Below are 22,833 nucleotides of genomic sequence, written 5' to 3' on the forward strand. Positions count from 1 at the left end.
GGTGCGGAGGCACCGCGAGCATTAACCTTGTTTCGGCCGCCATGCCGCCGCCCAGATTGGCCGTGATAGGCTAATGGAACCGGGCGGGGGCCAGCGGCAAAAGAGAGTATTCGTGCGTGGGTCGGGCATAGGGGGATGGCTGTCAGCAATGCTGGCGGCCGTGGTGGCGGCGGGCCTTGCCGGCTGCGCCTCCGTCTACAATCTGCCCGGTAATGTGCCGCTCGGCGCCGCGCTCGCCGACAACAGCAGCGCTCGCGACATTCCGGCCTACGAAGATGATCTGCTGCTCGCGCTGTCGTTCTCCGGCGGCGGCACCCGCGCGGCGGCGTTTTCCTTCGGCGTGCTGGAGGAGCTTGACCACACGCGTTCGAGTGCGGCGGGCACCAAGACGCTGCTCGACCGCGTCGACTTCGTCTCCGGCGTCTCCGGCGGATCGGTCACCGCCGCCTATTTCGGATTGAAGCGCCGCGCGGCGCTCGACGATTTTCGCCAGCGCTTCCTGCTGCGCAACGCCGAGGAGGGACTGAAGACCCGGATCTCGCTCGGCAATATCGGGCGCGCGCTCGGCGGCGGCGTCAACGACAGCCAGTTCACCGACTGGCTCGATCAGAATTTGTTCGACGGCGCGCGGTTCGACGCACTGGCCGACGATCGCCGGCCGCGGGTCTGGATCAACGCGTCTGATATCTACAACCGCACGCCGTTCGTGTTCGGCAAGACGTCGTTCGATGCCTTGTGCAGCGACATCAGATCGTATCGTGTCGCCGAAGCGGTGGCGGCATCCGCCGCGGTGCCGCTGGCATTCGCCCCGATCGTGCTGCAAACCTATCCCGGCGGTTGCGCCGCGCCACTGCCGGCCTGGCTCGAGCGGGTGCGCAACGATCCGAACGCACAGCCGTTGCTGCGCGCCTATGCCGAGGCCCAGGCGCATTACCGCGACGGCTCGATGCGTTACGTCAAGCTGCTCGATGGCGGCCTCGTCGACAATTACGGCCTGTCGGGGCTGAGCATCGGCTTGCTCGCCGCGGAACGTCCGTACGAGCCGCTGAACGAGCGGCAGGCAGCCAAGCTGAAGCGCATCCTGTTCCTGGTGGTCGACGCCGGCCGCGGCATCTCCGGCGACTTCGTGCAGACGCTCGAAGGGCCGAGTGGCGTCGAACTGGTGTCCGCGGCCGCCGACACCGCGATCGATGCCAGCGTGCGCTCCAGCTACGCCGCCTTCACGGCGCTTGCCGAGGACTGGTCCGGCAAGCTGAAGCGCTGGCGCTGCGGGTTGTCGGCGGCGGAGCGCAGCCGGCTCGGCGTCGGCGCCGGCTGGAAATGCGGTGACGTCGCGATCTATGTCGAGCGGCTCGGCTTCGACCGCCTCGGACCGGACCGCGCCGGCATCCTGAACGCCATCCCGACGCGGTTGTCGCTGCCGCCGGAGCAGGTCGACCAGCTGATCGCGGGCGGCGCCGACGCGCTGCGCTCGAGCAAGGCCTACCAGCAGTTCCGGCGCGGGCTCTGATCCCGCCGCAGGCGACGGCGGCGGGCCGCAAGAGGACAGGAAGGCGGCTTGACTGGCGCGATTGGTTGCGCGAAGCCCAATCCATCCCAGATATCCTTTATCCGGAAACCGAGATCCATGACCGCATCTGCCGCCCCGCACAAACTGATCAAGAGCGCCACCGGCGATTGGGAGGTCGTGATCGGCATGGAGATCCATGCCCAGGTCACCTCGAACGCGAAGCTGTTCTCCGGCGCATCGACCGCGTTCGGCGGCGATCCCAATTCCCATGTCTCGCTGGTCGATGCCGCGATGCCGGGCATGTTGCCCGTGATCAACGAGGAGTGCGTCCGCCAGGCGGTGCGCACCGGTCTCGGGCTGAATGCGCAGATCAACCTGCGCTCGGTGTTCGACCGCAAGAACTATTTCTATCCGGACTCGCCGCAGGGCTACCAGATCAGCCAGTACAAGTCGCCGATCGTGGGCGAGGGTGAGGTGTCGCTCGAGCTCGACGGCGGCCGCAGCGTCACGATCGGGATCGAGCGGCTGCACCTGGAGCAGGACGCCGGCAAGTTGCTGCACGATCAGTCGCCGACGATGTCCTATGTCGACCTCAACCGTTGCGGCGTTGCGCTGATGGAGATCGTCTCCAAGCCCGACATCCGCGACGCCGAGCAGGCCAAGGCCTACGTCACCAAGCTGCGCTCGATCCTGCGCTACCTCGGCACCTGCGACGGCGACATGGAGAAGGGCAATCTGCGCGCCGACGTCAACGTCTCGGTGCGCCGTTACGGCGAGACCGCGTTCGGCACCCGCTGCGAAATCAAGAACATGAACTCGGTCAACTTCATCGGCCAGGCAATCGAGTACGAGGCGCGGCGTCAGATCGAGATCATCGAGGACGGCGGCTCGATCGACCAGGAAACCCGGCTGTTCGACCCGAACAAGGGCGAGACCCGCTCGATGCGCTCCAAGGAAGAGGCGCACGACTACCGGTACTTCCCCGATCCCGATCTGTTGCCGCTCGAGTTCAGCCAGGCCTTCGTCGACGATCTCAAGGCGCAGCTGCCGGAACTGCCGGACGAGAAGAAGTCCCGTTTTATTACGGGCTTCGGCCTGTCGCCCTATGATGCGAGCGTGCTGGTCGCCGAGCGCGAGAGCGCGGAGTTCTACGAGACGGTGCTGTCGGGTCTTGCCGACAAGGCGCGCGACGGCAAGCTCGCCGCCAACTGGGTGATCAACGAATTGTTCGGTCGTCTCAACAAGGAAGGCGTCGAGATCGCAGCCTCGCCGGTGTCGGCGGAGCAGCTCGCCGCGATCGTCGACCTGATCGGCGAGGGAACGATTTCCGGCAAGATCGCCAAGGACTTGTTCGAGATCGTCTGGCAGGAAGGCGGCGATCCGCGCGCGCTTGTCGAGGCGCGCGGCATGAAGCAGGTCACCGACCTCGGCGCGATCGAGAAGGTGGTCGACGACATCATCGCGGCCAATCCCGACAAGGTCGAGCAAGCGAAGGCGAAGCCGCAATTGGTCGGCTGGTTCGTCGGTCAGGTGATGAAGTCGTCGGGCGGCAAGGCGAACCCGCAGGCGGTCAACGACCTCTTGAAGTCGAAGCTCGGCATCTGAACAACAGGACAATGATGTTGTCCTTGGCGCATGATCCAGCCGGATCATGCTCCCTTGCATGCTCCTTTGCCGTCACCTTCGGTGTCGTCGCGCGCGCGTGAACGTGGCGTGATCCTGCCTCACACCCTCCGTTCGTGGCGCGCCGGCGCCACCGGCGCCGAATCGCAGAAGCCGCGATTCGTTCGCAAATCCGGTTCGGATGACCTCAAACGAGGCAAAAGCCGTCTTTCCCACGAAAATTTTTTCGTTGCCAAAAATTACGACTCGGCGTCGGCGACGTGCCGCTTTTCGTCTTCGCTCGCGACTCAGCGCAACGACGATCTCGCGTCGATCGCTTCAATGCGAATTCAAGAAAAGCCTACAACAGAAGGCATTTCCTGCAACGTTGACAAATGCCGATGTCGGCGGCTGTTGCACTTCTTGCATCGTCGCGTGAATGAAGTGTCGATTTGAACGGCGGCGCGCGCGGTGCGCGTTGCCACCGCTGCGTCAACACTTCCTTAAGCGGGACACTGTTTTTTTCGGTCTGTTGGTGTATTCGGGAAGTAGTGCATATCGATTCCCGAGTGCACGCAGCGAAGTAGAGCCATCTCACATACTGGAGGGCAACATGGCTAAGAAGGCAAAGAAGGCGAAGAAGGCGAAGAAGGCGAAGAGCGCAGTGAAGAAGACTGCGAAGAAGACCCGCAAGGTCGCCAAGAAGAAGTAAGCCTCTCGCCTCGAGAGGATTGCCGGCGGCTTGACGCCGGCACGTCGCGAGAGCCAGCGGACGGACTGCTGAGAGGCACATCCCACCCCCAAGGCTCTGGCTGACGAAAGAGGGTGTCGGCGAGACATCAGGTCAAACGGCTGGATCGAATTTCGGAGAGGGCAACCTTCCCAAAACCGGTCCGGCAGAAGAAACAGAGATTTCTTCGTTCGGTGCGGAGCCCGCTTGGTTCCGCAATTTCACCGGCGAGAATGCCGAGCTGAAATCTGGTCCTGACGTGTTCGCCGACCCCCTCGTTCCGGCGGCCCGCGCAGTCCGCGCCCGGCAGCCACTTTCCCCATCCATCCCCGTTCCGGATCGACGTTGGGCCTGACGGCCTCGCGTTGCTTTTCTCTGTGCACCCGACCGCACGCCGCTCCGCGGCTCGTCCATGGTCGCGCCGTCCCTCCGTCAATTTCGAACTGATTACCTGGTGGGACCCGCCGGCGCCCGCGGCCAATGTCCGCCATGGTTATCGTTGTCCCAAACACCAGGGTAAACCGGCGTTCACGAATGCAAGGAAGTGCCTGCGGCACAGGCACTTCTGCGATTCCTCGATGCGCCCTCGGCGACGCCGATTTACATCCCGTTCATCGCGATACTTAAACCGCTCTTCAAATTTGATGGGCCATGATCATCCCAACAAGCCGGCAAACGGCACGCGGTGATCCCGAGGATCAGCGCGGGGCATGATCAAGAGATCAGCCCGGGCATGATCAAAGATCAGCCAGGGAATGACAGGGTAGTTTCAACAGTGGACGGGGGCCGCGCTCGGGGGAGGGCGGCCAACAACAAAAAGGGGAATGAGAATGTTTCAGGGGGTCATCGATCAGGAAAGCGCTGTCCCGGTTGCCGCAACGGCGATCCAGGACGTGCTGTTCGAACGTGGCATGTATTGGGCGAGCGGCCGCTCCGGTGTGGTCAACCTCGTCGCGGCGCACAAATGGTTCAACCTGGCGGCGCTCAAGGGACGTACTGACGCGATCGCGCACCGCCGCGAAGTCGCCGAGCAGATGTCCGATGTCGAGATCGCGGCCGCCCAGCGTGAAGCCCGCGCCTGGATGACGACGCACTAAGCCAACCGATGTCGATGGGAGCCTCGGCTCCCTCGCTCCACCTAGAACCAGTATCGCGCCGCGTAGACCACCGTCATCAGCGCTCCGGCCACGATGACGAACTGCCGGACGATGTGGCCGGGAAGGATCCGGATCAGGAAGCCTCCGGCATAGCCGCCGATCATGGCGCCGAGCAGCATCGCCAAGGTCTCTGGCCATCGCACCGCTCCCTGCAAGATAAAGATCAATGTGGCAGCGAGCGACACGCACGTCGCGAGCAGGTTCTTCAACGCCTTGATCGCCCTGATGTCGCCGGGCTCGGTGATCGACAGCACCGCGGTCAGGATGACGCCGAGACCGGCGCCGAAGAAGCCTCCATAGATGCACGACAATCCCAGGACAGCACCGCTCGCGCTGGTCGAGGGCAAGGCCGCGGCCTTGTGGCGCTCGACGGTCCATCCCTGGATCTGCGGCGCGAAGCCGAACAACAGCGTTGCAAATGCGATCAAGGCCGGCACCGGCAGCAGGAACAGCCGCTCGGGAAGCAGCAACAGCACGCCGGCGCCGACCGCGCCGCCCACCGTGGCGATCACGACGAAGCTGATCGTGCGCCGCGTCGGCGGCGGCAGCTTGCCGCGATCGGCGAGCGCCGCGATCAAATGCCCCGGCGAGATCGCCACCGCATTCGACGCGTTGGCGATGACGGCCGGCAGGCCCGCCGCGAGCATCGCCGGAAAGGTGATGAGTGTGGCGCCGCCCGCCAGTGCATTGATGATCCCTCCGGCGACCCCGGCCGCCAGCAGCAGAAGACTTGTCTGGGTATCCATCCTTCACCCTCTTGAGGGTGAGCAGGCTAGCGGGCGGCGCGCCAATCGGTCTGGAACGTCTGTGACGTCACTTCAGCCGCGCCAGTAGACGCCCGGCGTCGTGCCAAAGGTGCGGCGGAACAGCCGGGTGAGGTGGCTCTGGTCAGAAAAGCCCGCATCGGCCGCGGCTGCTGCGATCGGCTCGCCGGCGCGCAGCAATTGCCGGGCAAGATTGAGGCGGGCCAGCCGGCGGAAGGTATGCGGCGGGATGCCGAGCTCGCGGCTGACCATGCGGCTGAAGCCTTCGCGGCTTCGCCCGAAGCCGGCGGCAATCGCTCCGATCGGCGCGACGCTCTCGGTCAGCGTGATGCCGAGCTTCGTCTTGTCGGTGCACCCGGCGGGGTGGGACGGCGCGCACGACAGGATGTCGTCGGCGATCTCGCTGACGTGCCCAGGCGAGATCTCGTCGACGTTCCGCCAACGCTGCCCGAACCGGATGATCCGCACCGATGAGCAGACGCGGCCGGCAGGAACGTAGGCGTTCAGGCAGGCCGTTTCCTCGTCCGACATCGTCATCGGCGCATGCAGCATTCCGGCCGGAATCAGCGCGGCATGGCCGGCGGGCACGGTGACGGTCGCGCCGCCGATGCGAAAGGCGCGCGACCCTGACAGCACCAGCACGATCTGGTTCTCGTCATGGAAGTGCGGCTTGAGGCCAAGCGAGCCGGCGCCGCGCCACGATGCCAGCTCAACGATGTCTTCCCTGTCGGCTCGCCGATAAGTCCAGGCATTGGTCATGGCGAGGCGAGCGATCACGGAGGTCTCGAAACGATGGGGCGGTGATCTCCGAGCGTAGCACGGGGGTCACCGACCGTCATGAGGGCCTCACGCCTGCTCAACCGAGGCGATCGGCGAGGCCGTTCGCATGGTCGCCATTGCAATGAGGGCGGCGACGAGGTTGGCGGCCGCGCTGATCGCCACCGGAATGAAGTAGCTGTGGCTGATATCGTAGGCGAAGCCGGCGGCGCTCGGGCCCAGCAGCGTGCCAACCGCGACGCTGGTGTAGAGGATGCCGATGATGCCGCCGACATTGCGGCCGCCGAAATGGTCGGTGACGACAGCGGGCAGGATCGCGACCCAGCCGCCATAGAACAGGCCGAACAGCAGCGCGAAGACCGTGAGCGACCAGAAGGTGCCGGCGATCGCCCAGATCGCCAGCGAGACGGCCATGCCGAGATACATCGCGACCAGGAATGCATCGCGGCCGACGCGGTCGGCGATGCCGCCGAGGAAGAACCGTCCGGCCGTGCTGCCGACCCCGATCATCCCGAGCAACAGTACGGCCAGCGTCGGCGCCACCTGATGATCGACCGCAAGCGGCACGAGGTGCACGAACGGCACGAACACCCCGAACGCGCTGATCAGGCAGGCGGCATAGAGCCCGGCGAAGCGGGCGGTCCGCACCGCGCCGCGGATCGAGACGCCCTGGCGGAGCGGCGCGCCCGAAACCGTCTCGAGCGGATCGCCGTCCGGTCCGGTGCCGTACCGGCGCGGATCGTCCGCGATCAGCAGCGATGCACCGATCCCGGCGACGGCGGCGACAACGCCCAGCACGACATAGGCATCGCGCCAGCCGAGGCTCGTGATCAGCCAGGTCGCGAGCGGCGGCATCACCAGCGTGCCGACCCCGATCCCGCTGACCGCGAGGCCCGACGCAAAACCGCGCCGGCTGACGAACCAGCGCTGCACGGCGCCCAAGGTCGGCACGTAGGCGCAACCGACACCGGCGCCGATCCCGATGCTGTAGGCGGCATAGACCTGGAGGATGGTCTGCGCCTGTCCCGCCAGCACCATGCCGAGACCGACCAGCGCCATTCCGAGGCCAGCGAGCCTGCGTGCGCCCCAGCGATCGGCAAGCGGACCGGAGATCATCCCCAGGCCGAAATACAGGAAGCCAGCGAAGGAGAACACCAGCGATACCGAGCCGCGCGAGGCGCCGAACTCCCGCTGCAGGGACTCGACGAAGGACGAGAATGTGTAGGCGCTGCCGAAGCCGATCAGCGTCACGACGAAGGCTGCTGCGACGACGTACCAGCCGTAGAACGGTCTGGCTCGTTGATAATCGGCGTGCATGACGGCATTCCTCATGATCGTTCTCCCTGTGCCGCATGACCACCGGCCTTGCTCGGCGGGTAGAGCAGCATCTGCGTGCAGCGAAACAGCGCGATGGTCTTGCCTGTCGCCTCGCTGCGGATCTCGGCGTCCCACACCTGGGTGGAGCGCCCGGCGTGAACGAGGCGCGCCTCGCAGCTCATGCCGCCTTCGCGCGCGGCGCCGATGAAGTTGGTCTTCAACTCTCCGGTGGCGAAGCCGATGGCGCCGTCCGGCAACGACGCGAGGCAGCCGAACCCGCATGCGGTATCGGCCAATGCGACGATGCTTGCGCCGTGCAGCAGCCCGTGCGGCGAGAAGTGTTTTGCGGCAATCTCGAAGCGGCGGCGGATGTGGCCGCGTCCGGCTTCGAGCCACTGAAAGTCCAGCAGGCCGGGCAGGCTGCCGGCTTGCGACGCGTTGATGCGCTCGACGAGCGGGCCGGTCTGGCCGCCGGCAGCGATCTCGCGGAGGCCGAGCTTGCTTGCGACCTCGGTCATGGCTTGGCTCCATCAAGAAAACGGAGCCGTCGGGAGCGGCAAAGAAGGTTAGAAAATCTAAGTTCCATGATTTCGACTTTCTCTGCGTTGACGCGGCTTTCAGCATCGGATTAAGCTGATAAGGCGCCCGGGACGCCGAGTTGGCAAACCAGATTTGCTGGGCAATTCAGATTAGAAAATCTAAATCATGGAAAGCCGGCTTCCACCCCTGAACGCGCTCAAGGCGTTTGAATCCGCTGCTCGCCATCTCTCGGTGAAGCTCGCGGCCGAGGAGCTATGCGTGACGCCGGGCGCGGTCAGTCAGATGCTCAAGACGCTCGAAGCCGATCTCGGCGTGAAGCTGTTCGAGCGGGTTCCGCGCGGCATCTATCTCACCGACGCCGGCCGCGACTATCTGCCGTCGATCCGCAACGCGTTTCGCCAGATCGCGGATGCCTCGCGCCGCGTCGCGGCATCGGTCGATGTCGGTACGCTCACGGTGAGCGTCACGCCGTTCTTTGCGTCGGCCTGGCTGGTGCCCCGCATGGCCTCGTTCCAGGATGCGCATCCCGAGATCGATCTGCAGATCGTCACCAGCAACACAGTGGTCGATTTCTCGCGCAGCGGCGTTGACGTCGCGGTGCGCCACGGCCTTGGCCGCTATCCGGGGCTGCGCAGCGACCGCGTCGTCACCGTGGAGATGGTGGCGGTGGCATCGCCGTCGCTGGTTGAGCGACTTGGCCGGCCGGCATCTCCGGGCGAACTCGCGGGCTGGCCGCAGGTGCATGACGCCGATCGCAAGGGGTGGAGCCTGTGGTTTCAGGCCAACGGCATCGCGGAGGTTCGCACGCCGCGCGGACCCTCGTTCGATGACAGCGGCCTTCTGCTGAAGGCCGTGCTGACGGGGCAGGGCGCGGGCCTGCTGCCGGCCGCGATGGTCGCAAATGAGATCGCGAGCGGCGAACTGGTCCAGCTGCTCGAGACCGCGCATCTGGAGGAGTTCGCCTACTATCTCGTCTGTCCCGACAACCGGCAGTCGCTTCCGAAGATCGCGGCGTTCAGGGAATGGATCCTGGGACCGGAGGCTCAGTCGGCGGCGGAGCACTAAAGCGCGACGAAATTATGCCAGGCCGAGCAACGGACTCTGCTTCACCTCGCCCCGTGTGCGGGGAGAGGCCGGATCGCATGGAGCGAAGCGCAATGCGATCCGGGTGAGGGGGAATCTCCGCGAGTCTAACTCGAAGTTGTTTTGCGGATGCAGCCCCTCACCCCAACCCTCTCCCCGTAAGAACGGGCAGAGGGAGCACAGCGGCAGTGGACGGCTCACCGATAGAACGCGTTGGGCGGCACGCCAAAATGCTTGCGGAACATCGCGCTGAAGGCGCTCTGGCTGGCATAGCCGGCATCGAGCGCGACATCGATCACGCGGGCGCCGCGCGCGAGGCGTTCGAGCGCGAACAGCAGGCGGGCCTGCTGACGCCATTCGCCGAACGTCATGCCGGTTTCCCTGGCGAACAGACGATGGATGGTCTTCGACGTCAGCTTCAGCCGGCGCGCCCATTGCTCCGCCGTGGAGCCATCGTCCGGGTGGGCCACCAGCGCGGCGCAGATCCGCGCGAGCCTTTCGTCGCGCGGCATCGGCAAGTGCAGCGGCAGCACATCGACTTCGCGCAGCTGGTCGAGCAGCACGCGCATCAGGCGCTCATCGGAGGTCGCGGGCGCATAGTCCAGCGGGACGCGCATCGCGGCGACGAACAATTCGCGCAGCAGCGGCGAGACCGCGAACACGCAGCTGGCCCCCGGCAGATCGGGAGCCGCGTCGGCGTCCACGAACACGGTGCGGATCTTGACCGCGCCGCACATCCGGACCTCGTGCGCGAGATCGGCCACCAGCCACACCGCACGGTTGGGCGGCACCACCCAGGTGCCTTCAGCGCAGCGAACGACCATCACGCCTTCGATCGCATAGAGCAGCTGGCCGCGCGGATGCGCGTGCAGGCCGGTCGACGCGCCGCTCGGATAGTCGATCTCCATCGCCGCCATCGGCCGCGCCGTGGCGTGATAGTCGAGGTGCCGTGTGGTCAGCTCGTCCAACACGTCTTCATCTCGCATGTCCCAATCTCACTAGGTGAGGTCATTCTAGCGTGAGACGGACGTTAGCGCGACAGGTAGTTGCTGGAGCGTCCTTCACCAACGCGCTGCCGGGTCATGTTCAAGCAGAAAGTCGCACTTCTCTATCCCTTCGTTGCCATCGTGCTGTGGGCGGGCAACGTCATCGTCTCTCGCCTCTCGGCGCACACGATCGGTCCGCAGGCGATCACCTTCTATCGCCTGCTGGTCGCGATGCTCTTGATGTCTCCGTTTGTGGCGCGCGGCGCCTGGCGCAATCGCCGTGCGATCTGGCCGCATCTCGGTCCGCTCGCGATCCTCGGCTTCCTTGCGATGTGCCTGTTCCAGAGCCTGTCGTATCTGGCGGCCGAAACCGCCACCGCGACCAACATGGCTGTCTTCACCGCGCTGACGCCGCTGTTGACGGTCGCCCTCAGTGCCGCGCTGCTCGGCGAACCGCCGACGCTTGGCATGATCTGGGGCGCACCGCTGTCATTTGCGGGCCTCGTCTACCTCGTCAGCGGCGGCGACTTGTCGTCGCTGTTGCAGAACGGCGTGCATGCGGGCGACGCGCTGATGCTGCTGGCCGCGATCGCCTATGCGCTGTACGGCGTGCTGCTGAAACGCTGGAATCTGCCGATCACTGGATGGCAATCCACCTACATGCAGGCGCTGTGCGCGCTGGCCGTGATGTTTCCCGCGTTCCTCGCGACGCCGGCGCCGCTGCGTCAGGTCAACGCCGAGACTTTGCCGCTGATCGTGTATGCCGGTGCGCTCGCGTCGGTGGTGCTGCCGTTCCTCTGGATCCGCGGCGTCGCGCAGCTCGGCCCGAACCGCTGCGCGATCTTCATGAATCTCTTGCCGGTGCTGACCGCTGTGGCCGCGATCGTGATGCTCGGCGAGCCGGTCAGGCCATTCCACGTCGTCGGCGGCGGCCTCGCGCTGCTCGGTGTCGCCTGCGCGCAGGCCTTGCCGCGGCCGCTAAAGACCGCGATCGGTGCGCGATAACGAAGTGACGGATCGCCGATCTCGCTGTTTTGATCGCATGTGAGAAGCCAGGGCAGAATACAGCGCTACGCTCGGCGATCACCTGTTCGGTGAAACGGAGTGATCGCGATGCGTGTTGTCTTGCGTGTTTGCTTGCCTATTTCCTTGGCCTTGGCGTTGCCGCTTGCGATGCTGTGGAGCTCGGTTGCCGGCGCCGCAACGGCGCATCATCGTCGCGTGCGACAGCACCTCATCATCCGTCCAAGTGAACAGGTCGTGTCTCCGGACCGGTACGTATATCCGGGCTTTGGCCCGATCCCGCCCGGCGAGAACCGAAACCTCGATCCATCCACCCGCGGCAGCGGCTGACGTCGTCGCCGCCGCACTGATGCTTCATCGCATCGATCGCTCTGCCCGCGTGCAAGGAGCTGGTCAAAGACCGAGCTATGCTGCGTCGGTCACCAGCTTGTGCTGAGATCTCTCGGCGACGCGCTTTTCGAGCGTGGCAATCGTTCCCTTGAGATTGGCGTGCCGCTCATTGAGCGACCTTGCCAAAATCGGATACCTCGCGTCCGATCGGTCATAAATTCCCACGCGCGCTTCTTCGGTCGCGATGTCGGCTTCGATCTGCCGGCAGGCCAGGACGAGATCGGACAGCATCTTGCTGACCGTCGACTCGCGTCCGCCACGTCCGCCAGCTGTCTCAAAACGATGATGCATGTTCATTTGCGTGCTCCGAATGTCTGAGTTCGGCACACCGAGAACAGCTGGCGCCGAACTATTCACGGATACATCGCAAGTTCCCTGCCAGTTGGGGGTCCGTAAGAATACTGTCGGGGCGGTGCGGCGCGGCGTGTGCCGCCGGCTGGCGACAGTCTGATGGCTCGGACTAGTCTCGCCGCCACGCCGGAACGCAAGCACCCAGCGTGATGCGCTTGTAGTCTCGCGCGGCGTCCTGATCTCCTGCCTGTTCGGCAAACCTGACCGCTGCTTCCATGTCTTGAGCGGCGGACGCGCTGTCGCAGAATTGGCTGCGAATTTCAGCCCGGTATCGATATGCCCTGTAGTTCATCGGGTTGTACTGAAGCGCAAGGTTGTAGCTGCTTTGCTCCTCAGTGGCGCCTCGGCGCGCTTCATCCGACTGACTGCCGAAATTGGTTTGGCGATTGAGCGCCTGGAGTGTCCCGAGCTCCGTGTAACGCAGAGACATCGCACCGAGACTGGCAGGAAGTGCGTCACCCGACGAAGAAGGTTGCCTCGCCGAGGTACGTTCAATTTCGATCTTCTTGTACTTGATTGCGTTGCCGTAGTCCCGCAAGCCTTGGAAGGTGCTCGATATTTCGCCGGTGATCGACGCAAGATAAGCGGTCGAGAGGCGTCGATCGCTCAGCAGGTTGAGACACGCCCGTATCTTTGCCTGCGCAGGCAAGACGTCGCGGCATTCCTTGTCAACCACACGCCACTCGTCCCGCGAATGCAGCGTCGGCGCCGTCTGCGCAGCAGGCAGAAGGAGAACCAGCGCGAAACAGATCGCTGACCTGAGACCGCGACTTGGGCCATCCATCTATTTCTTCGCCTTCAGCTCGAGCTCGACCGGCCGACGGATTCTTCGCGCGGGCGCCTTGATCATTTGATGCCAAATAATCAAGCCGAGGGAAAGCTGACGCGGTTCATGGATGGGCCTAAAAGTGGGGCCGTTCGTGACTGGGAAAGACCGAACGGCCCCAGCCGGCCCGTAGTGCCAAAATGGAAGAAATAGGCCGGCGCTCCAGTTACGGAGTCGCCGGACAAATGGTTTCACCAGAGCCAATTGACGTCGCTACCGTACGTCCCCAATGCGGCTGCTTGCTATGAACGGGCGGGGTCGGCTTGACGGCAGGTCGTCAGGACAAACGCTGCCTTGCTACATTGCCACTCGCTGCCAAGCGCAGCGCTCGAGACCGGCCGCGGGGCAGCAGCGATCGCCAGCACAACAACCATGCAAGCCAGCGAAGTTGCGACCACGAGCCTGCCTGCCTTGGATGAGAAGCGCTGCCGTAACCAGGGACCCAAGTCGGCGGATCGGCGAAGCTGGGCGTTACGCAGAACCTGGTCGGTATCCTGGAAGTGGATGCCACTGTCTTGCTGCATGGCTTTACCCCGGAAATGTTCAGGTGAAATAAACAATGCGGGGATGGTGGGCGCGGTTTGTTGCGTGCTCGCTTCGCGGAGCCGGGAATGATGTTTCATTCACGCGGAGGTGACAACCGGTCCAGGCCAGGGGCCGATGCCGGCATTCCTCCAGGACGACCCTCTTAGGACCGCCGCTCAAGAGTGAGTAAAGGGCTGCTTTTTCTGCGGCTTATGGACAATACCGGGCGAACAAGAGAACTGGAAAATACTTTCGAAGTCACAGTCAGCGGTCGCACGCCAATACCGTTTTGGATGTGGGCGATTGCCTCGGCGGTCCCCCATTTCGGATGGAGCAACGGCGAAGGCGCCATCAAAGGTGCGGCGCTCGCCGTGTTGTTCGCTGGCCTGCTCGATAGGCCGCTTCCGGATCGTCTGCCCGGCTGGGCAACCGACTGGATCTGATCGAATCCCCAAAAAGTACGCCGCCGGTCTCAAAAATACACGCCCGGCGGCGTTTCCTTCCTGAACTGGGACACTGAAATCCCCAGCACGGTCCAGAGTGCAGGCACTATGCCATCGCGGTTCGCGCCGGGGCAGCTAAGTACCCATGTCGCGTCGCTGGATTGCTTGACCTAGATCAAACCCCACGACCGAAAAACAGCCTCGCATGCGCTCCTCCTGTAATTTCAATGGAGGGTAGCATGGCAGTAGTCGTGCAGTACGTGGTCAAGCCGAATCCAGGCGGTGACCTCGCAGGAATACTCGAATTGGCAAAGGAGAGTGCCGCGCTTTGGCGCAAGCATGGTGGCAAACCAAGGTTCTGGTCTGTCGCCGTCGGTGAAGCCGGCAATTTCGTTTTCTCAGTAAATTTTGAGACGTTTTCGGCTTATGGCGCGGCGGTTGACAAGCTGAACGCCGATCCAGCTTTCCAGACCTGGCAAGCGAAGAGATTGAAAGCGGGCTTGACCACTCTTGTGCGCGCGAACATGGCAATCGAGATTGAACTTTAAGGGAGCGCCGTGCAGCACGCCAAAAGTACGCCGCCGGGCTCGAAATGGCATTGTCCCGGCGGCGTTTCTTTATCCAGCCTTGGTCATATTTGCAGTAACGGTCGAACTGATCGCCGTCTCAAGTTTCGGAAAATCGGCGCGATTCTGAGAGATGAATTTGACCATGCTCTCGCACGAGGTTGTCACCATGTCTTAGGCACGACCTGTTACCCATGTCTCCGGGCTGGACAAATAGTTGGCTGGCGGAGACGGAGGGATTCGAACCCTCGATAGGCCTTTACAAGCCTATAACGGTTTAGCAAACCGCCGCCTTCAGCCACTCGGCCACGTCTCCAATGGCGCCGATATGCCCGAGAGGGCGCTGAGCCGCAAGCGGCAGATTCAGATTGCGCCAAGGTGATTTGAGGGCAGCTCGGCCGCCGGCCGTCCCCAAGCCTTTATAAACCGCGCCGATCGGCTCGTATCGGAGCGCGCGGTTGCTTAAAATGCAAGATATAACAATAGATTAGCTGGATCTTTGGTCGAGGCTGGAAGCTGCGGTCGCCCAGCCTGTTGAAAACCGGTTGCGCCGGCTCATTCCACGCTGGCGCCGCGTCGCAAATCGGCCTCGATCTGCAATTTGGTGCCGCCGCCGAACCGGGCGCGATAGACCTGCAGGTTTTCCATGATCCGCTGGACGTAGTTCCGCGTCTCCGAGAACGGAATCAGCTCGACCCAGTCGACCGCGTCGACCTTGGGATCGCGCGGATCGCCATAGCGCTCGATCCACTTCCGCACGCTGCCGCGGCCGGCATTGTAGGCGGCGAAGGTCAGGATGTAGGAGCCGCGATAGTCCTCGAGCAGGCCGCCGAGCTCGGCGGCGCCGAGCATCGCGTTGTAGACCGGATCGGTCTTCATCCGGTTGAGGTCGAAGCCGATGCCGGCGCGCTTGCAGACGTAACGTCCGGCGTCCGGCGTCACCTGCATCAGGCCGTAGGCCTGGGCCGGTGACACCACCGCAGGATTGAACGCGCTCTCCTGGCGCGCGATCGCGTAGACGACGCTTTGCTCGACCTCCGGCCCGACCTGGCGGAACGAGGGGATGCCGTTCACCGGATAGGCGTAATGGTCGAACGGCAGTCCGCGGTTGAGCGCGGCCTTGCCCATCAGCAGCATCCCGCGGGCATCGCCGTGGCGCGCGGTGAGCTCGCCGAGGCCGGCAAGGGCTTCCGGATCGCCATTGTCGCCCATGTCGCCGAAGATCGGGATCGCGAGCTCGCGCGCGTCGATTTCGTAGAGCAGCGCCACCGCGCGTACGATCTCCAGCCGCTCGGCGCCGCGGCCGCGCGGCGCGCTGTTCAGCTCGATCTGCGGCAGGCCGAGCTTGGCGCGCGCGAGCTGGCCGTAATAGCTGGTGGACTGCTCGGCCGCGCGTCCGTAGGCGGCGCGCGCCTCCTGGCCGCGGCCGGCGGCTTCCGCGGCGCGGCCCTGCCAATAGCCGGCACGCGCCAGCGCGGTCGGATTAACGCTGCCGACGCCGATCCGCGCGAAATGCTGGGCGGCGAGGGCGGGATCGTTGAGGAAGCGCAGCGCGATCCAGCCCGAGGTGAATTCCTGCTCGGTCTTGTAGATGTCGCGGGCCGGCAGCGCCGCGTCGCGCGCGATCAGATAGGCGGTACGAAACTCGTTGGTGTCGATCATCTTGCGCGCCAGCAGCCGGCGCTCGATCCACCATTCGTCGACATTGTACAGGCGGGAAGCTTCCTTCGGTGCGCTCAGCATCAGCCGCGCGGCCTCGGAGAATTTCTCCTCGCGGCGGAGCAACTGGATCCTGGCGAACAAGTAGCCGGTGTCGCCGGAGAGTTCGCTCGGCACGGCTTCCAGCAGCGCGCGCAGGTTCGAACCCTTGCGGGTGGCGGCGATGCGTGCCTTCGCGAGCGCCACGTAGCCGGAGCCAAGGCGTTTGGCTTCGCGCATGCCGGCGGCCTCGTTGTCGGTGCCGTACAGCATGGTGTCCATGCGTGCCTTGTGGTCGCCGGCAGTCAGGAAGGAGCCGAACAGCTCGAGCGCGGTGTTTTCGGTGTCCTCGCTCATCCCGTCGTTGCGCCAGGCCTCGCGGACCAGGCGCTCGGCATTGCCGCGGTCGCCGCGTCCGATCATCACCTTGGCGAGCGCGAGCCGGCCCTTGGCCGAGACCGGCGATTCATTCTGGAACCAGGCCCAGACCGCGGAGTCGTCGCGGCGGTCGTCCCACAACGAGGCCTCGATGCGACGACGCAGGAAGGTCTGCGACGGCCAGCTCGGATTGGCATCGAGGAAGGCGCGGTAGCGCTCGACCGAGGCGCCGTTGTCCTCGCTGCGCAGGATCAGCCATTCGGCAAGCTTGCGCGCGACCGGATCTGAGATCGAGGCCTCGGCCTCGGTGGCGTCCGCCGGCTTGCGCTTGCGCAGCAGCTCGACGACGCTTGCAAGCGCTTCCTTGTCCGACTGCGACGTCGAGGATGTCGCGGCCACGGCCGCAGGCAGCACCGGCTTGCGCGCGATCGGCGCGGCATGCTGGCGGGTTGCCGGAACCAGTGCGGGCGCGGGCACCGACCTGTTCGATACAGTTCCCGTTGCAGCCGGAGCGGCGGGCTTGGCCGCGGTGGTCTTGGATGTGTTGGTCTTGGACGTGGTGCCCTTGGATTCCGTGGGCTTCGGAGCCGTTGCCTTGTGAGCTTCGGTCTTGGCGGGAGCGGCCTTGGCTCCGTCTGTCTTGACCGCGCCGGACTTGGACGACGTTGTCTTGTGAGCCTCGGTCTTGTGAGTGTCAGTCTTTTCAGCGTTGGTCTTGGCAGCGTCAGTCTTGGCGGCGCCGGGTTTGATTGCCGCTGGCTTTGAAGCCGCCGCCTTCGGAGCCGTGGACTTCGGCGTGGTCTTGGAGGCGGCGCCCTTGGAAGCCGCGTCTTGGGCAGCCGGCTTCGCGGTTGGAGCATCCTCGGCGGCCCAGGCATCGGCCGTGATGGCGGCAAGGCCGACAACGAGCGCCAGGCTCGTCGCCAGCGCCGTCGACCGCAATGTGCCTGCACGAACGGAACGGATCACAGAAGTCCTCTGCGGCCCCGAATCATCTGGTCGTTTGGGCCATGGGTTCTTATTTGATTGAAAACGTACACAAAATACTAAGAAGCCTGCCGGTGCGGCTGTTTGCGCCAGCACAACGGCAAAATCGCGGCTGGAAACGATTTCGCGCGCCGCAGATTACCGCTGGGAATAGGTACGGTACGGCCCTTTCGCCTGTCCGCCAGACCCGATATGAATTGCCTTTCATGGCGTTTCGCAACAACCGGGTGCCGGTCGCACGGACGTGAAGCGCGCCAACAACGAAGGTCCGTCGACCTAGCCTTTAGCCTGAAGCGTTTGGAGGAAGTCCATGGCAGCCAAGACAAAATTCCGGGGATCATTCACTGCCTTGGTGACGCCCTTCAAAAACGGCTTGGTGGACGAAGCCGCCTTCCGCGGCCTTGTGAACTGGCAGATCGCCGAGGGCACCCACGGCCTGGTGCCGGTCGGCACCACCGGCGAGAGCCCGACGCTGAGCCACGACGAGCATAAGCGGGTGGTCGAGTGGTGCATCGAGGAGGCCAAGGGCCGGGTGCCCGTGATCGCCGGCGCCGGTTCGAATTCGACCAAGGAGGCGATCGAACTCGCCGAGCACGCCGAGAAGGCCGGCGCCACCGCGGTGCTGGTCGTGACGCCGTACTACAACAAGCCGACGCAGGAAGGCATGTATCAGCACTTCAAGGCGATCAACGATGCGATCGGCATTCCGATCATCATCTACAACATCCCGCCGCGCTCGGTGATCGACATGTCGGTCGACACCATGAAGCGGCTGTTCGAGCTGAAGAACATCGCCGGCGTCAAGGACGCCACCGCGAGCATGGTGCGGGTCTCGCAGCAGCGCGCCGCGATGGGCGAGGATTTCAACCAGCTCTCCGGCGAGGACGCCACCATCATCGGCTACATGGCCCATGGCGGCCACGGCTGCATCTCGGTGACCTCGAACGTCGCGCCGCGGCTGTGCTCGGAGTTCCAGACCGCCTGGCAGAAGGGCGACGTCACCACGGCACTGAAGATCCATGACAAGCTGATGCCGCTGCACACCAACCTGTTCATCGAGAGCAATCCGGCGCCGGTGAAATACGCGATGTCGCTGCTCGGCAAGCTCGACGAGAAGCTGCGCCTGCCGATGGTGCCGGTCACCGAAGCGACCCGCCAGGCGGTCCGCAGCGCCATGGTCCATGCCGGCCTGATCAACTGAGCCGGACCGCGACCGCCGTGAACAGTGCCGTGCGCAATGTCGAGCAGAAGGGGATGGGCATGCTGAAGGAATTCCGCGAATTCGCCATGAAGGGCAATGTCGTCGACCTCGCCGTCGCCGTCATCATCGGTGCAGCCTTCGGCGCGATCGTCACCTCGCTGGTCGGCGACATCATCATGCCGATCATCGGCGCGATCACGGGCGGACTCGACTTCTCCAACTATTTCACCGGGCTTTCCAAGGCCGTGAACGCGACCAACCTCGCCGACGCCAAGAAGCAGGGCGCGGTGCTGGCCTGGGGCAGCTTCCTGACGCTGACGCTCAATTTCCTGATCGTCGCTTTCGTGCTGTTCATGGTCGTCCGCTTCATGAATCAGTTCAAACGCAAGGATGAGGCCAAGCCCGCCGAACCGCCGAAGCCGTCCGACGAAGTCGTGCTACTGACGGAAATCCGCGACCTCCTCAAGAAGAGCTAAAGTGGCCGAGAAGAACGAACGCCCGATCAAGGTTGTTGCCGAAAACCGAAAGGCCCGCTTCAACTACGCAATCGAGGACACGATCGAGGCCGGCATTTCGCTGACCGGCACCGAGGTGAAATCAATCCGCAACGGCAAGAGCACGATCGCGGAATCCTATGCGGATTCCAAGAACGGCGAGATCTGGCTGATCAACGCCAATATTCCTGAATATCTGCAGGCCAACCGCTTCAACCACGAGCCGAAGCGGCCGCGGAAGCTGCTGCTGCATCGCAAGCAGATCAACAAGCTGCTCGGAGCGGTCGACCGCGAGGGCATGACGCTCATTCCGCTGAAGCTGTATTTCAACGAGCGCGGCCGTGCCAAACTGCTGCTTGCGGTCGCCAAGGGCAAGAAGCTGCACGACAAGCGCGAGACCGAGAAGAAGCGCGACTGGAGCCGCGAGAAGGGCCGCCTGATGCGGGCGCGGGGATAGCGTTCAAGTCGTCATTGCGAGGAGCGAAGCGACGAAGCAATCCATCTGTCCAGTGCGCGTCTCTATGGATTGCTTCGCTTCGCTCGCAATGACGACCGAGGGAGATTTGGGTCATGAGCCAATCGAGCCTTACTGACGTCGACTGGAGCAAGATTCCGGCGCCGACGGATGACGGCGGCGCGGGGCATCTGACCGGCATGACGATCCCGCCGGTCAGGCTGCGTGCCACCGACGACACCGCGGTGGCGCTGTCGGCGCTCAAGGGCCGCACCGTGGTGTTCGCCTATCCGCGAACCGGCGAGCCCGGCAAGATCGGGCTGGTCGACGATTGGGATATGATCCCCGGCGCCCGCGGCTGCACCCCGCAGACCTGCGCATTCCGTGATCTGTTCGCCGAGCTGAAGGCGGCCGGTGCCGCCCAGGTGTTCGGGCTGTCGACGCAAAGCAACGCTTACCAGACCGAGATGGCCTCGCGCCTGCATCTGCCGTTCCCGGTGCTGTCCGACGAAGCGCTGGAACTGACGCACACGTTGAAGTTGCCGACGATGTCGGTGGCGGGCCTGACGCTGATCAAGCGGCTCGCGCTGGTGATCGACGACGCGCGCATCACGCATGTGTTCTATCCGGTGTTCCCGCCCGACCGGAACGCCGGAGATGTGCTGGAATGGCTGAAGGCCAATCCGCGGTCGGACTAGCTAGACTAGAGCAATACGAAGTTATGGGGCCGTCGCAGGTCGCGCTGCCAGAATATCGAAAACAACCCCATGCAAAGTAGCCGGCGGCGGCCGGCGTTCACCCAGGCAACTTGACACGTCGGGCAATTCAGGGGTATTTTCTATTATTCCGAAGTCGCGCGAGCGTCCAGCATTTGCATGCTTTGGATAGCGGTTCGCAAAGCGGATACCGGAAGGGGCGCTAGCCGAGCTCCTTGCGCACGGTCGCGAAGACCTTGCGGAACATATCGGTCGTCAACACGCCCGTGTTCGTGTTGTAGCGCGAGCAGTGGTAGCTGTCGTAGAGCTTGAATTTGCCCGCACTATGCACGGCACCGTGCACAAAGGGCGCGGCAGCCAAACGAACATCCAGTGCCTTGAGAGTCGATTCGTGGGCGATTCGCCCGAGCAGCACGATCGCGCGCAGCTTCGGCATCGCGGCGATGGTGGCGCGGAGGAATTGCCGGCAGGTGTTGATCTCGGCCGGCAGCGGCTTGTTCTGCGGCGGCACGCAGCGCACCGCATTGCTGATCCGGGCGTCGACCAGCTTCAGGCCGTCGTCCGGCCGCGCCTGATAGACGCCGCTGGCAAAACCATATTCGAGCAAGGTCGCGTAGAGCAGATCACCGGCGTAGTCGCCGGTGAAGGGACGGCCGGTGCGGTTGGCGCCCTGCAGGCCCGGCGCGAGCCCCACGATCAACAACCGCGCATTCGGATCGCCGAACGATTCCACCGGCGAGTTGAACCAGTCCGGATGCAGTGCGCGCGCCTGCGCGCGGAAGTCGGCCAGCCTGACACAAAGCTGACAGTTGCTGTCGGGGCGCGTAGCAGCAGCGACGAGATTACTCGTCGAAATCGTCATCGGCTCCCCGTGGGGCCATGGTGGTCGCGCGCTGCAGGAATTGCGGGGAGTGGTGGCGCGGTTCGCGCGGGGCCGGGCGTTCGGACGGATCACGGCCAAGCTTGGATTGCAACTCGACGAGGTCGGTGAAGACGTCGGCCTGGCGGCGCAGCTCGTCAGCGATCATCGGCGGCTGGCTGGCGATGGTGGAGATGACCGTGACGCGAACGCCGCGGCGCTGCACTGCTTCCACCAGCGAACGGAAGTCGCCATCGCCGGAAAACAGAATCATCTGGTCGATGTGCTCGGCGAGTTCCATGGCATCGACGGCGAGCTCGATGTCCATGTTGCCCTTCACCTTGCGGCGGCCGCTGGCGTCGATGAATTCCTTGGTCGCCTTGGTGACGACGGTGTAGCCGTTGTAATCGAGCCAGTCGATCAACGGGCGGATCGACGAATACTCCTGATCCTCGATGATCGCCGTGTAGTAGAACGCACGGAGCAGGGTGCCGCGACTCTGGAACTCCTTGAGGAGGCGCTTGTAGTCGATGTCGAAGCCCAGCGTCTTTGCGGTGGCGTAAAGATTCGCTCCGTCGATGAAGAGCGCGATCTTGTTGGAAACAGGTGACGACATCAAAGTGTTCTCGCGTGGTTGTTAGTGTTCTTAGCGCGGCGGTGATCAACCGCGCGCAATTTCCGGCGTTGCTGCCTAAAGTTCTGTGAATCTTTCCCCACGACAGTCACCACCGCAATTATGGTGAGGCGAGGGCAAAAAGCCTAGATCCTTGACATTGCAATGAAGAGATTTACTCGCCTGGGACAGCAACCTGGCCATGTCGTCAGACGCTCCGGCCCTTCTGGCCCCCGTCAGACCGGGTTATCAGAGCCTGTTCGGAAGGCAAATCACAAATTTTACCTTGCGAAACCGGGGCTAGGCCTATAACTAACCCTCATAACCTACATGTTCGGTCCCTTTTACCACGGAGCGCCTCGAGATGGCTCGCGTCACCGTCGAAGATTGCATTGACAAGGTCGACAATCGTTTCGACCTCGTCCTGTTGGCCGCGCATCGCGCCCGGATGATCTCCTCGGGGTCGCAACTCACGGTTGATCGCGACAACGACAAGAATCCGGTCGTCTCGCTGCGCGAGATTGCCGATTCGACGATCTCGCCGGAAGACCTGAAAGAGGAACTCGTTCACTCCCTGCAGAAGTTCGTCGAGGTCGACGAGCCCGAGCCCGACACCGTGCCGCTGATCGGTTCCGCCGGTGCCAGCGTCGACGCCGACGACACCGAGGTGGCGGTCGAGCGGATGACCGAGGAAGAGCTGCTGAAGGGCCTCGAGGGTCTGGCGCCCCCGGAGGAGCAGCCCGAGGAAGACGAGTAAGCTCGCCGTCGTTTCGAACAGATTTGCCGAAGGCCCGGACATTGCTCCGGGCCTTTGCTTTTGTTGACAATTTTGCTGTTACGGTG

Annotated in this window: 23 protein-coding genes and 1 tRNA gene; 13 read left to right on the forward strand and 11 right to left on the reverse strand. The window is 63.9% G+C overall.

The genetic code is table 11. From position 1 onward, the window contains the following. Window positions 1-148 precede the first annotated feature (148 nt). The 4 genes from ACVWZM_RS38620 (at window position 149) to ACVWZM_RS38635 (ending at window position 4,939) form a co-directional block, all read left to right on the forward strand. Window positions 149-1,510 carry a patatin-like phospholipase family protein gene (locus ACVWZM_RS38620; protein ID WP_310885880.1) on the forward strand — a complete coding sequence of 454 codons (1,362 nt, stop codon included), beginning with the start codon at window positions 149-151 and terminating at the stop codon, window positions 1,508-1,510. A 117-nt stretch (window positions 1,511-1,627) separates the two neighbouring features. Beyond that, window positions 1,628-3,115, forward strand: a complete 1,488-nt coding sequence (gene gatB / locus ACVWZM_RS38625) for an Asp-tRNA(Asn)/Glu-tRNA(Gln) amidotransferase subunit GatB (protein WP_076834432.1) — start codon at window positions 1,628-1,630, stop codon at window positions 3,113-3,115. A gap of 30 nt (window positions 3,116-3,145) precedes the next feature. Further along, window positions 3,146-3,568, forward strand: a complete 423-nt coding sequence (locus ACVWZM_RS38630; RefSeq protein WP_141341872.1) for a hypothetical protein — start codon at window positions 3,146-3,148, stop codon at window positions 3,566-3,568. Window positions 3,569-4,672: 1,104 nt separating this feature from the next. Then, on the forward strand, window positions 4,673-4,939 hold the full coding sequence (locus ACVWZM_RS38635; protein ID WP_021078341.1) for a hypothetical protein: 267 nt from the start codon (window positions 4,673-4,675) through the stop codon (window positions 4,937-4,939). A gap of 41 nt (window positions 4,940-4,980) precedes the next feature. Here ACVWZM_RS38635 and ACVWZM_RS38640 read toward each other — a convergent pair whose 3' ends face one another. The 4 genes from ACVWZM_RS38640 to ACVWZM_RS38655 all read right to left on the reverse strand — a co-directional run bounded on the left by ACVWZM_RS38640 (window position 4,981) and on the right by ACVWZM_RS38655 (window position 8,375). Beyond that, window positions 4,981-5,745 (reverse strand): sulfite exporter TauE/SafE family protein, encoded by a 765-nt coding sequence (locus ACVWZM_RS38640; protein WP_076834430.1) that lies wholly within the window; start codon window positions 5,743-5,745, stop codon window positions 4,981-4,983. 72 nt (window positions 5,746-5,817) lie between these two features. Then, the gene (locus ACVWZM_RS38645) at window positions 5,818-6,540 is read right to left on the reverse strand and encodes an AraC family transcriptional regulator (protein ID WP_141341865.1); all 723 of its coding nucleotides are present in this window, start codon (window positions 6,538-6,540) and stop codon (window positions 5,818-5,820) included. Between the two features lie 69 nt (window positions 6,541-6,609). Next, entirely contained in the window at window positions 6,610-7,872 is a 1,263-nt protein-coding gene (locus ACVWZM_RS38650) for an MFS transporter (RefSeq protein ID WP_310885881.1), read from the reverse strand. Then, on the reverse strand, window positions 7,869-8,375 hold the full coding sequence (locus tag ACVWZM_RS38655; RefSeq protein WP_456855927.1) for a PaaI family thioesterase: 507 nt from the start codon (window positions 8,373-8,375) through the stop codon (window positions 7,869-7,871). Before ACVWZM_RS38655 ends, ACVWZM_RS38650 begins: the two co-directional genes overlap by 4 nt. A 187-nt stretch (window positions 8,376-8,562) precedes the next feature. Here ACVWZM_RS38655 and gcvA point away from each other — a divergent pair, with 187 nt between their 5' ends. After that, window positions 8,563-9,462, forward strand: coding sequence for a transcriptional regulator GcvA (gene gcvA, locus ACVWZM_RS38660; RefSeq protein ID WP_057020764.1), 900 nt, complete (start codon window positions 8,563-8,565; stop codon window positions 9,460-9,462). Window positions 9,463-9,677: 215 nt separating this feature from the next. On the opposite strand, the gene ACVWZM_RS38665 is transcribed toward gcvA, so the two are convergent. Continuing rightward, window positions 9,678-10,466 (reverse strand): AraC family transcriptional regulator, encoded by a 789-nt coding sequence (locus ACVWZM_RS38665; protein WP_456814449.1) that lies wholly within the window; start codon window positions 10,464-10,466, stop codon window positions 9,678-9,680. A 96-nt stretch (window positions 10,467-10,562) separates the two neighbouring features. Between ACVWZM_RS38665 and ACVWZM_RS38670 the strand changes: the two genes are divergently transcribed. After that, the gene (locus ACVWZM_RS38670; protein ID WP_057020762.1) at window positions 10,563-11,471 is read left to right on the forward strand and encodes a DMT family transporter; all 909 of its coding nucleotides are present in this window, start codon (window positions 10,563-10,565) and stop codon (window positions 11,469-11,471) included. A 423-nt stretch (window positions 11,472-11,894) separates the two neighbouring features. Here the strand turns inward: ACVWZM_RS38670 and ACVWZM_RS38675 are convergent, their stop codons facing one another. Continuing rightward, window positions 11,895-12,176, reverse strand: coding sequence for a hypothetical protein (locus ACVWZM_RS38675; RefSeq protein ID WP_057020761.1), 282 nt, complete (start codon window positions 12,174-12,176; stop codon window positions 11,895-11,897). A gap of 163 nt (window positions 12,177-12,339) precedes the next feature. Beyond that, complete coding sequence (locus ACVWZM_RS38680) at window positions 12,340-12,906, reverse strand: hypothetical protein (protein WP_456835067.1); 567 nt, start codon at window positions 12,904-12,906, stop codon at window positions 12,340-12,342. 857 nt (window positions 12,907-13,763) lie between these two features. Here ACVWZM_RS38680 and ACVWZM_RS38685 point away from each other — a divergent pair. Beyond that, complete coding sequence (locus ACVWZM_RS38685) at window positions 13,764-14,024, forward strand: hypothetical protein (RefSeq protein WP_141341846.1); 261 nt, start codon at window positions 13,764-13,766, stop codon at window positions 14,022-14,024. A 239-nt stretch (window positions 14,025-14,263) separates the two neighbouring features. Further along, window positions 14,264-14,572 (forward strand): hypothetical protein, encoded by a 309-nt coding sequence (locus tag ACVWZM_RS38690; RefSeq protein ID WP_210262909.1) that lies wholly within the window; start codon window positions 14,264-14,266, stop codon window positions 14,570-14,572. A gap of 240 nt (window positions 14,573-14,812) precedes the next feature. On the opposite strand, the gene ACVWZM_RS38695 is transcribed toward ACVWZM_RS38690, so the two are convergent. Both ACVWZM_RS38695 and ACVWZM_RS38700 read right to left on the reverse strand, forming a co-directional pair. Further along, window positions 14,813-14,906 (reverse strand) — tRNA-Ser (locus ACVWZM_RS38695). 239 nt (window positions 14,907-15,145) lie between these two features. Continuing rightward, window positions 15,146-17,632 carry a transglycosylase SLT domain-containing protein gene (locus tag ACVWZM_RS38700; protein ID WP_375166565.1) on the reverse strand — a complete coding sequence of 829 codons (2,487 nt, stop codon included), beginning with the start codon at window positions 17,630-17,632 and terminating at the stop codon, window positions 15,146-15,148. Window positions 17,633-17,963: 331 nt separating this feature from the next. Here ACVWZM_RS38700 and dapA point away from each other — a divergent pair, with 331 nt between their 5' ends. From dapA to ACVWZM_RS38720, 4 genes are all read left to right on the forward strand, one after another. Continuing rightward, window positions 17,964-18,854: a 4-hydroxy-tetrahydrodipicolinate synthase gene (dapA, locus tag ACVWZM_RS38705; RefSeq protein WP_456855929.1), complete on the forward strand. Its 891-nt coding sequence runs from the start codon at window positions 17,964-17,966 to the stop codon at window positions 18,852-18,854. Window positions 18,855-18,913: 59 nt separating this feature from the next. Next, entirely contained in the window at window positions 18,914-19,330 is a 417-nt protein-coding gene (gene mscL, locus ACVWZM_RS38710; protein ID WP_057020874.1) for a large conductance mechanosensitive channel protein MscL, read from the forward strand. A gap of 1 nt (window position 19,331) precedes the next feature. Further along, a complete protein-coding gene (smpB, locus tag ACVWZM_RS38715) occupies window positions 19,332-19,805 on the forward strand; it encodes an SsrA-binding protein SmpB (protein WP_076834415.1) in 474 nt (157 codons plus the stop codon). 113 nt (window positions 19,806-19,918) lie between these two features. Further along, complete coding sequence (locus ACVWZM_RS38720) at window positions 19,919-20,500, forward strand: peroxiredoxin (RefSeq protein ID WP_076834413.1); 582 nt, start codon at window positions 19,919-19,921, stop codon at window positions 20,498-20,500. A gap of 220 nt (window positions 20,501-20,720) precedes the next feature. Here the strand turns inward: ACVWZM_RS38720 and ACVWZM_RS38725 are convergent, their stop codons facing one another. Both ACVWZM_RS38725 and ACVWZM_RS38730 read right to left on the reverse strand, forming a co-directional pair. Then, window positions 20,721-21,380 carry a uracil-DNA glycosylase gene (locus ACVWZM_RS38725; RefSeq protein WP_076834401.1) on the reverse strand — a complete coding sequence of 220 codons (660 nt, stop codon included), beginning with the start codon at window positions 21,378-21,380 and terminating at the stop codon, window positions 20,721-20,723. Beyond that, window positions 21,361-21,993 carry a LabA-like NYN domain-containing protein gene (locus ACVWZM_RS38730; protein WP_016844002.1) on the reverse strand — a complete coding sequence of 211 codons (633 nt, stop codon included), beginning with the start codon at window positions 21,991-21,993 and terminating at the stop codon, window positions 21,361-21,363. The genes ACVWZM_RS38725 and ACVWZM_RS38730 overlap by 20 nt, the downstream gene beginning before the upstream one ends. Window positions 21,994-22,354: 361 nt before the next feature. Between ACVWZM_RS38730 and rpoZ the strand changes: the two genes are divergently transcribed. Next, window positions 22,355-22,747: a DNA-directed RNA polymerase subunit omega gene (rpoZ, locus tag ACVWZM_RS38735; RefSeq protein ID WP_016844003.1), complete on the forward strand. Its 393-nt coding sequence runs from the start codon at window positions 22,355-22,357 to the stop codon at window positions 22,745-22,747. Window positions 22,748-22,833: the final 86 nt, after the last annotated feature.

The organism is Bradyrhizobium sp. USDA 4501 (genome assembly GCF_054062115.1).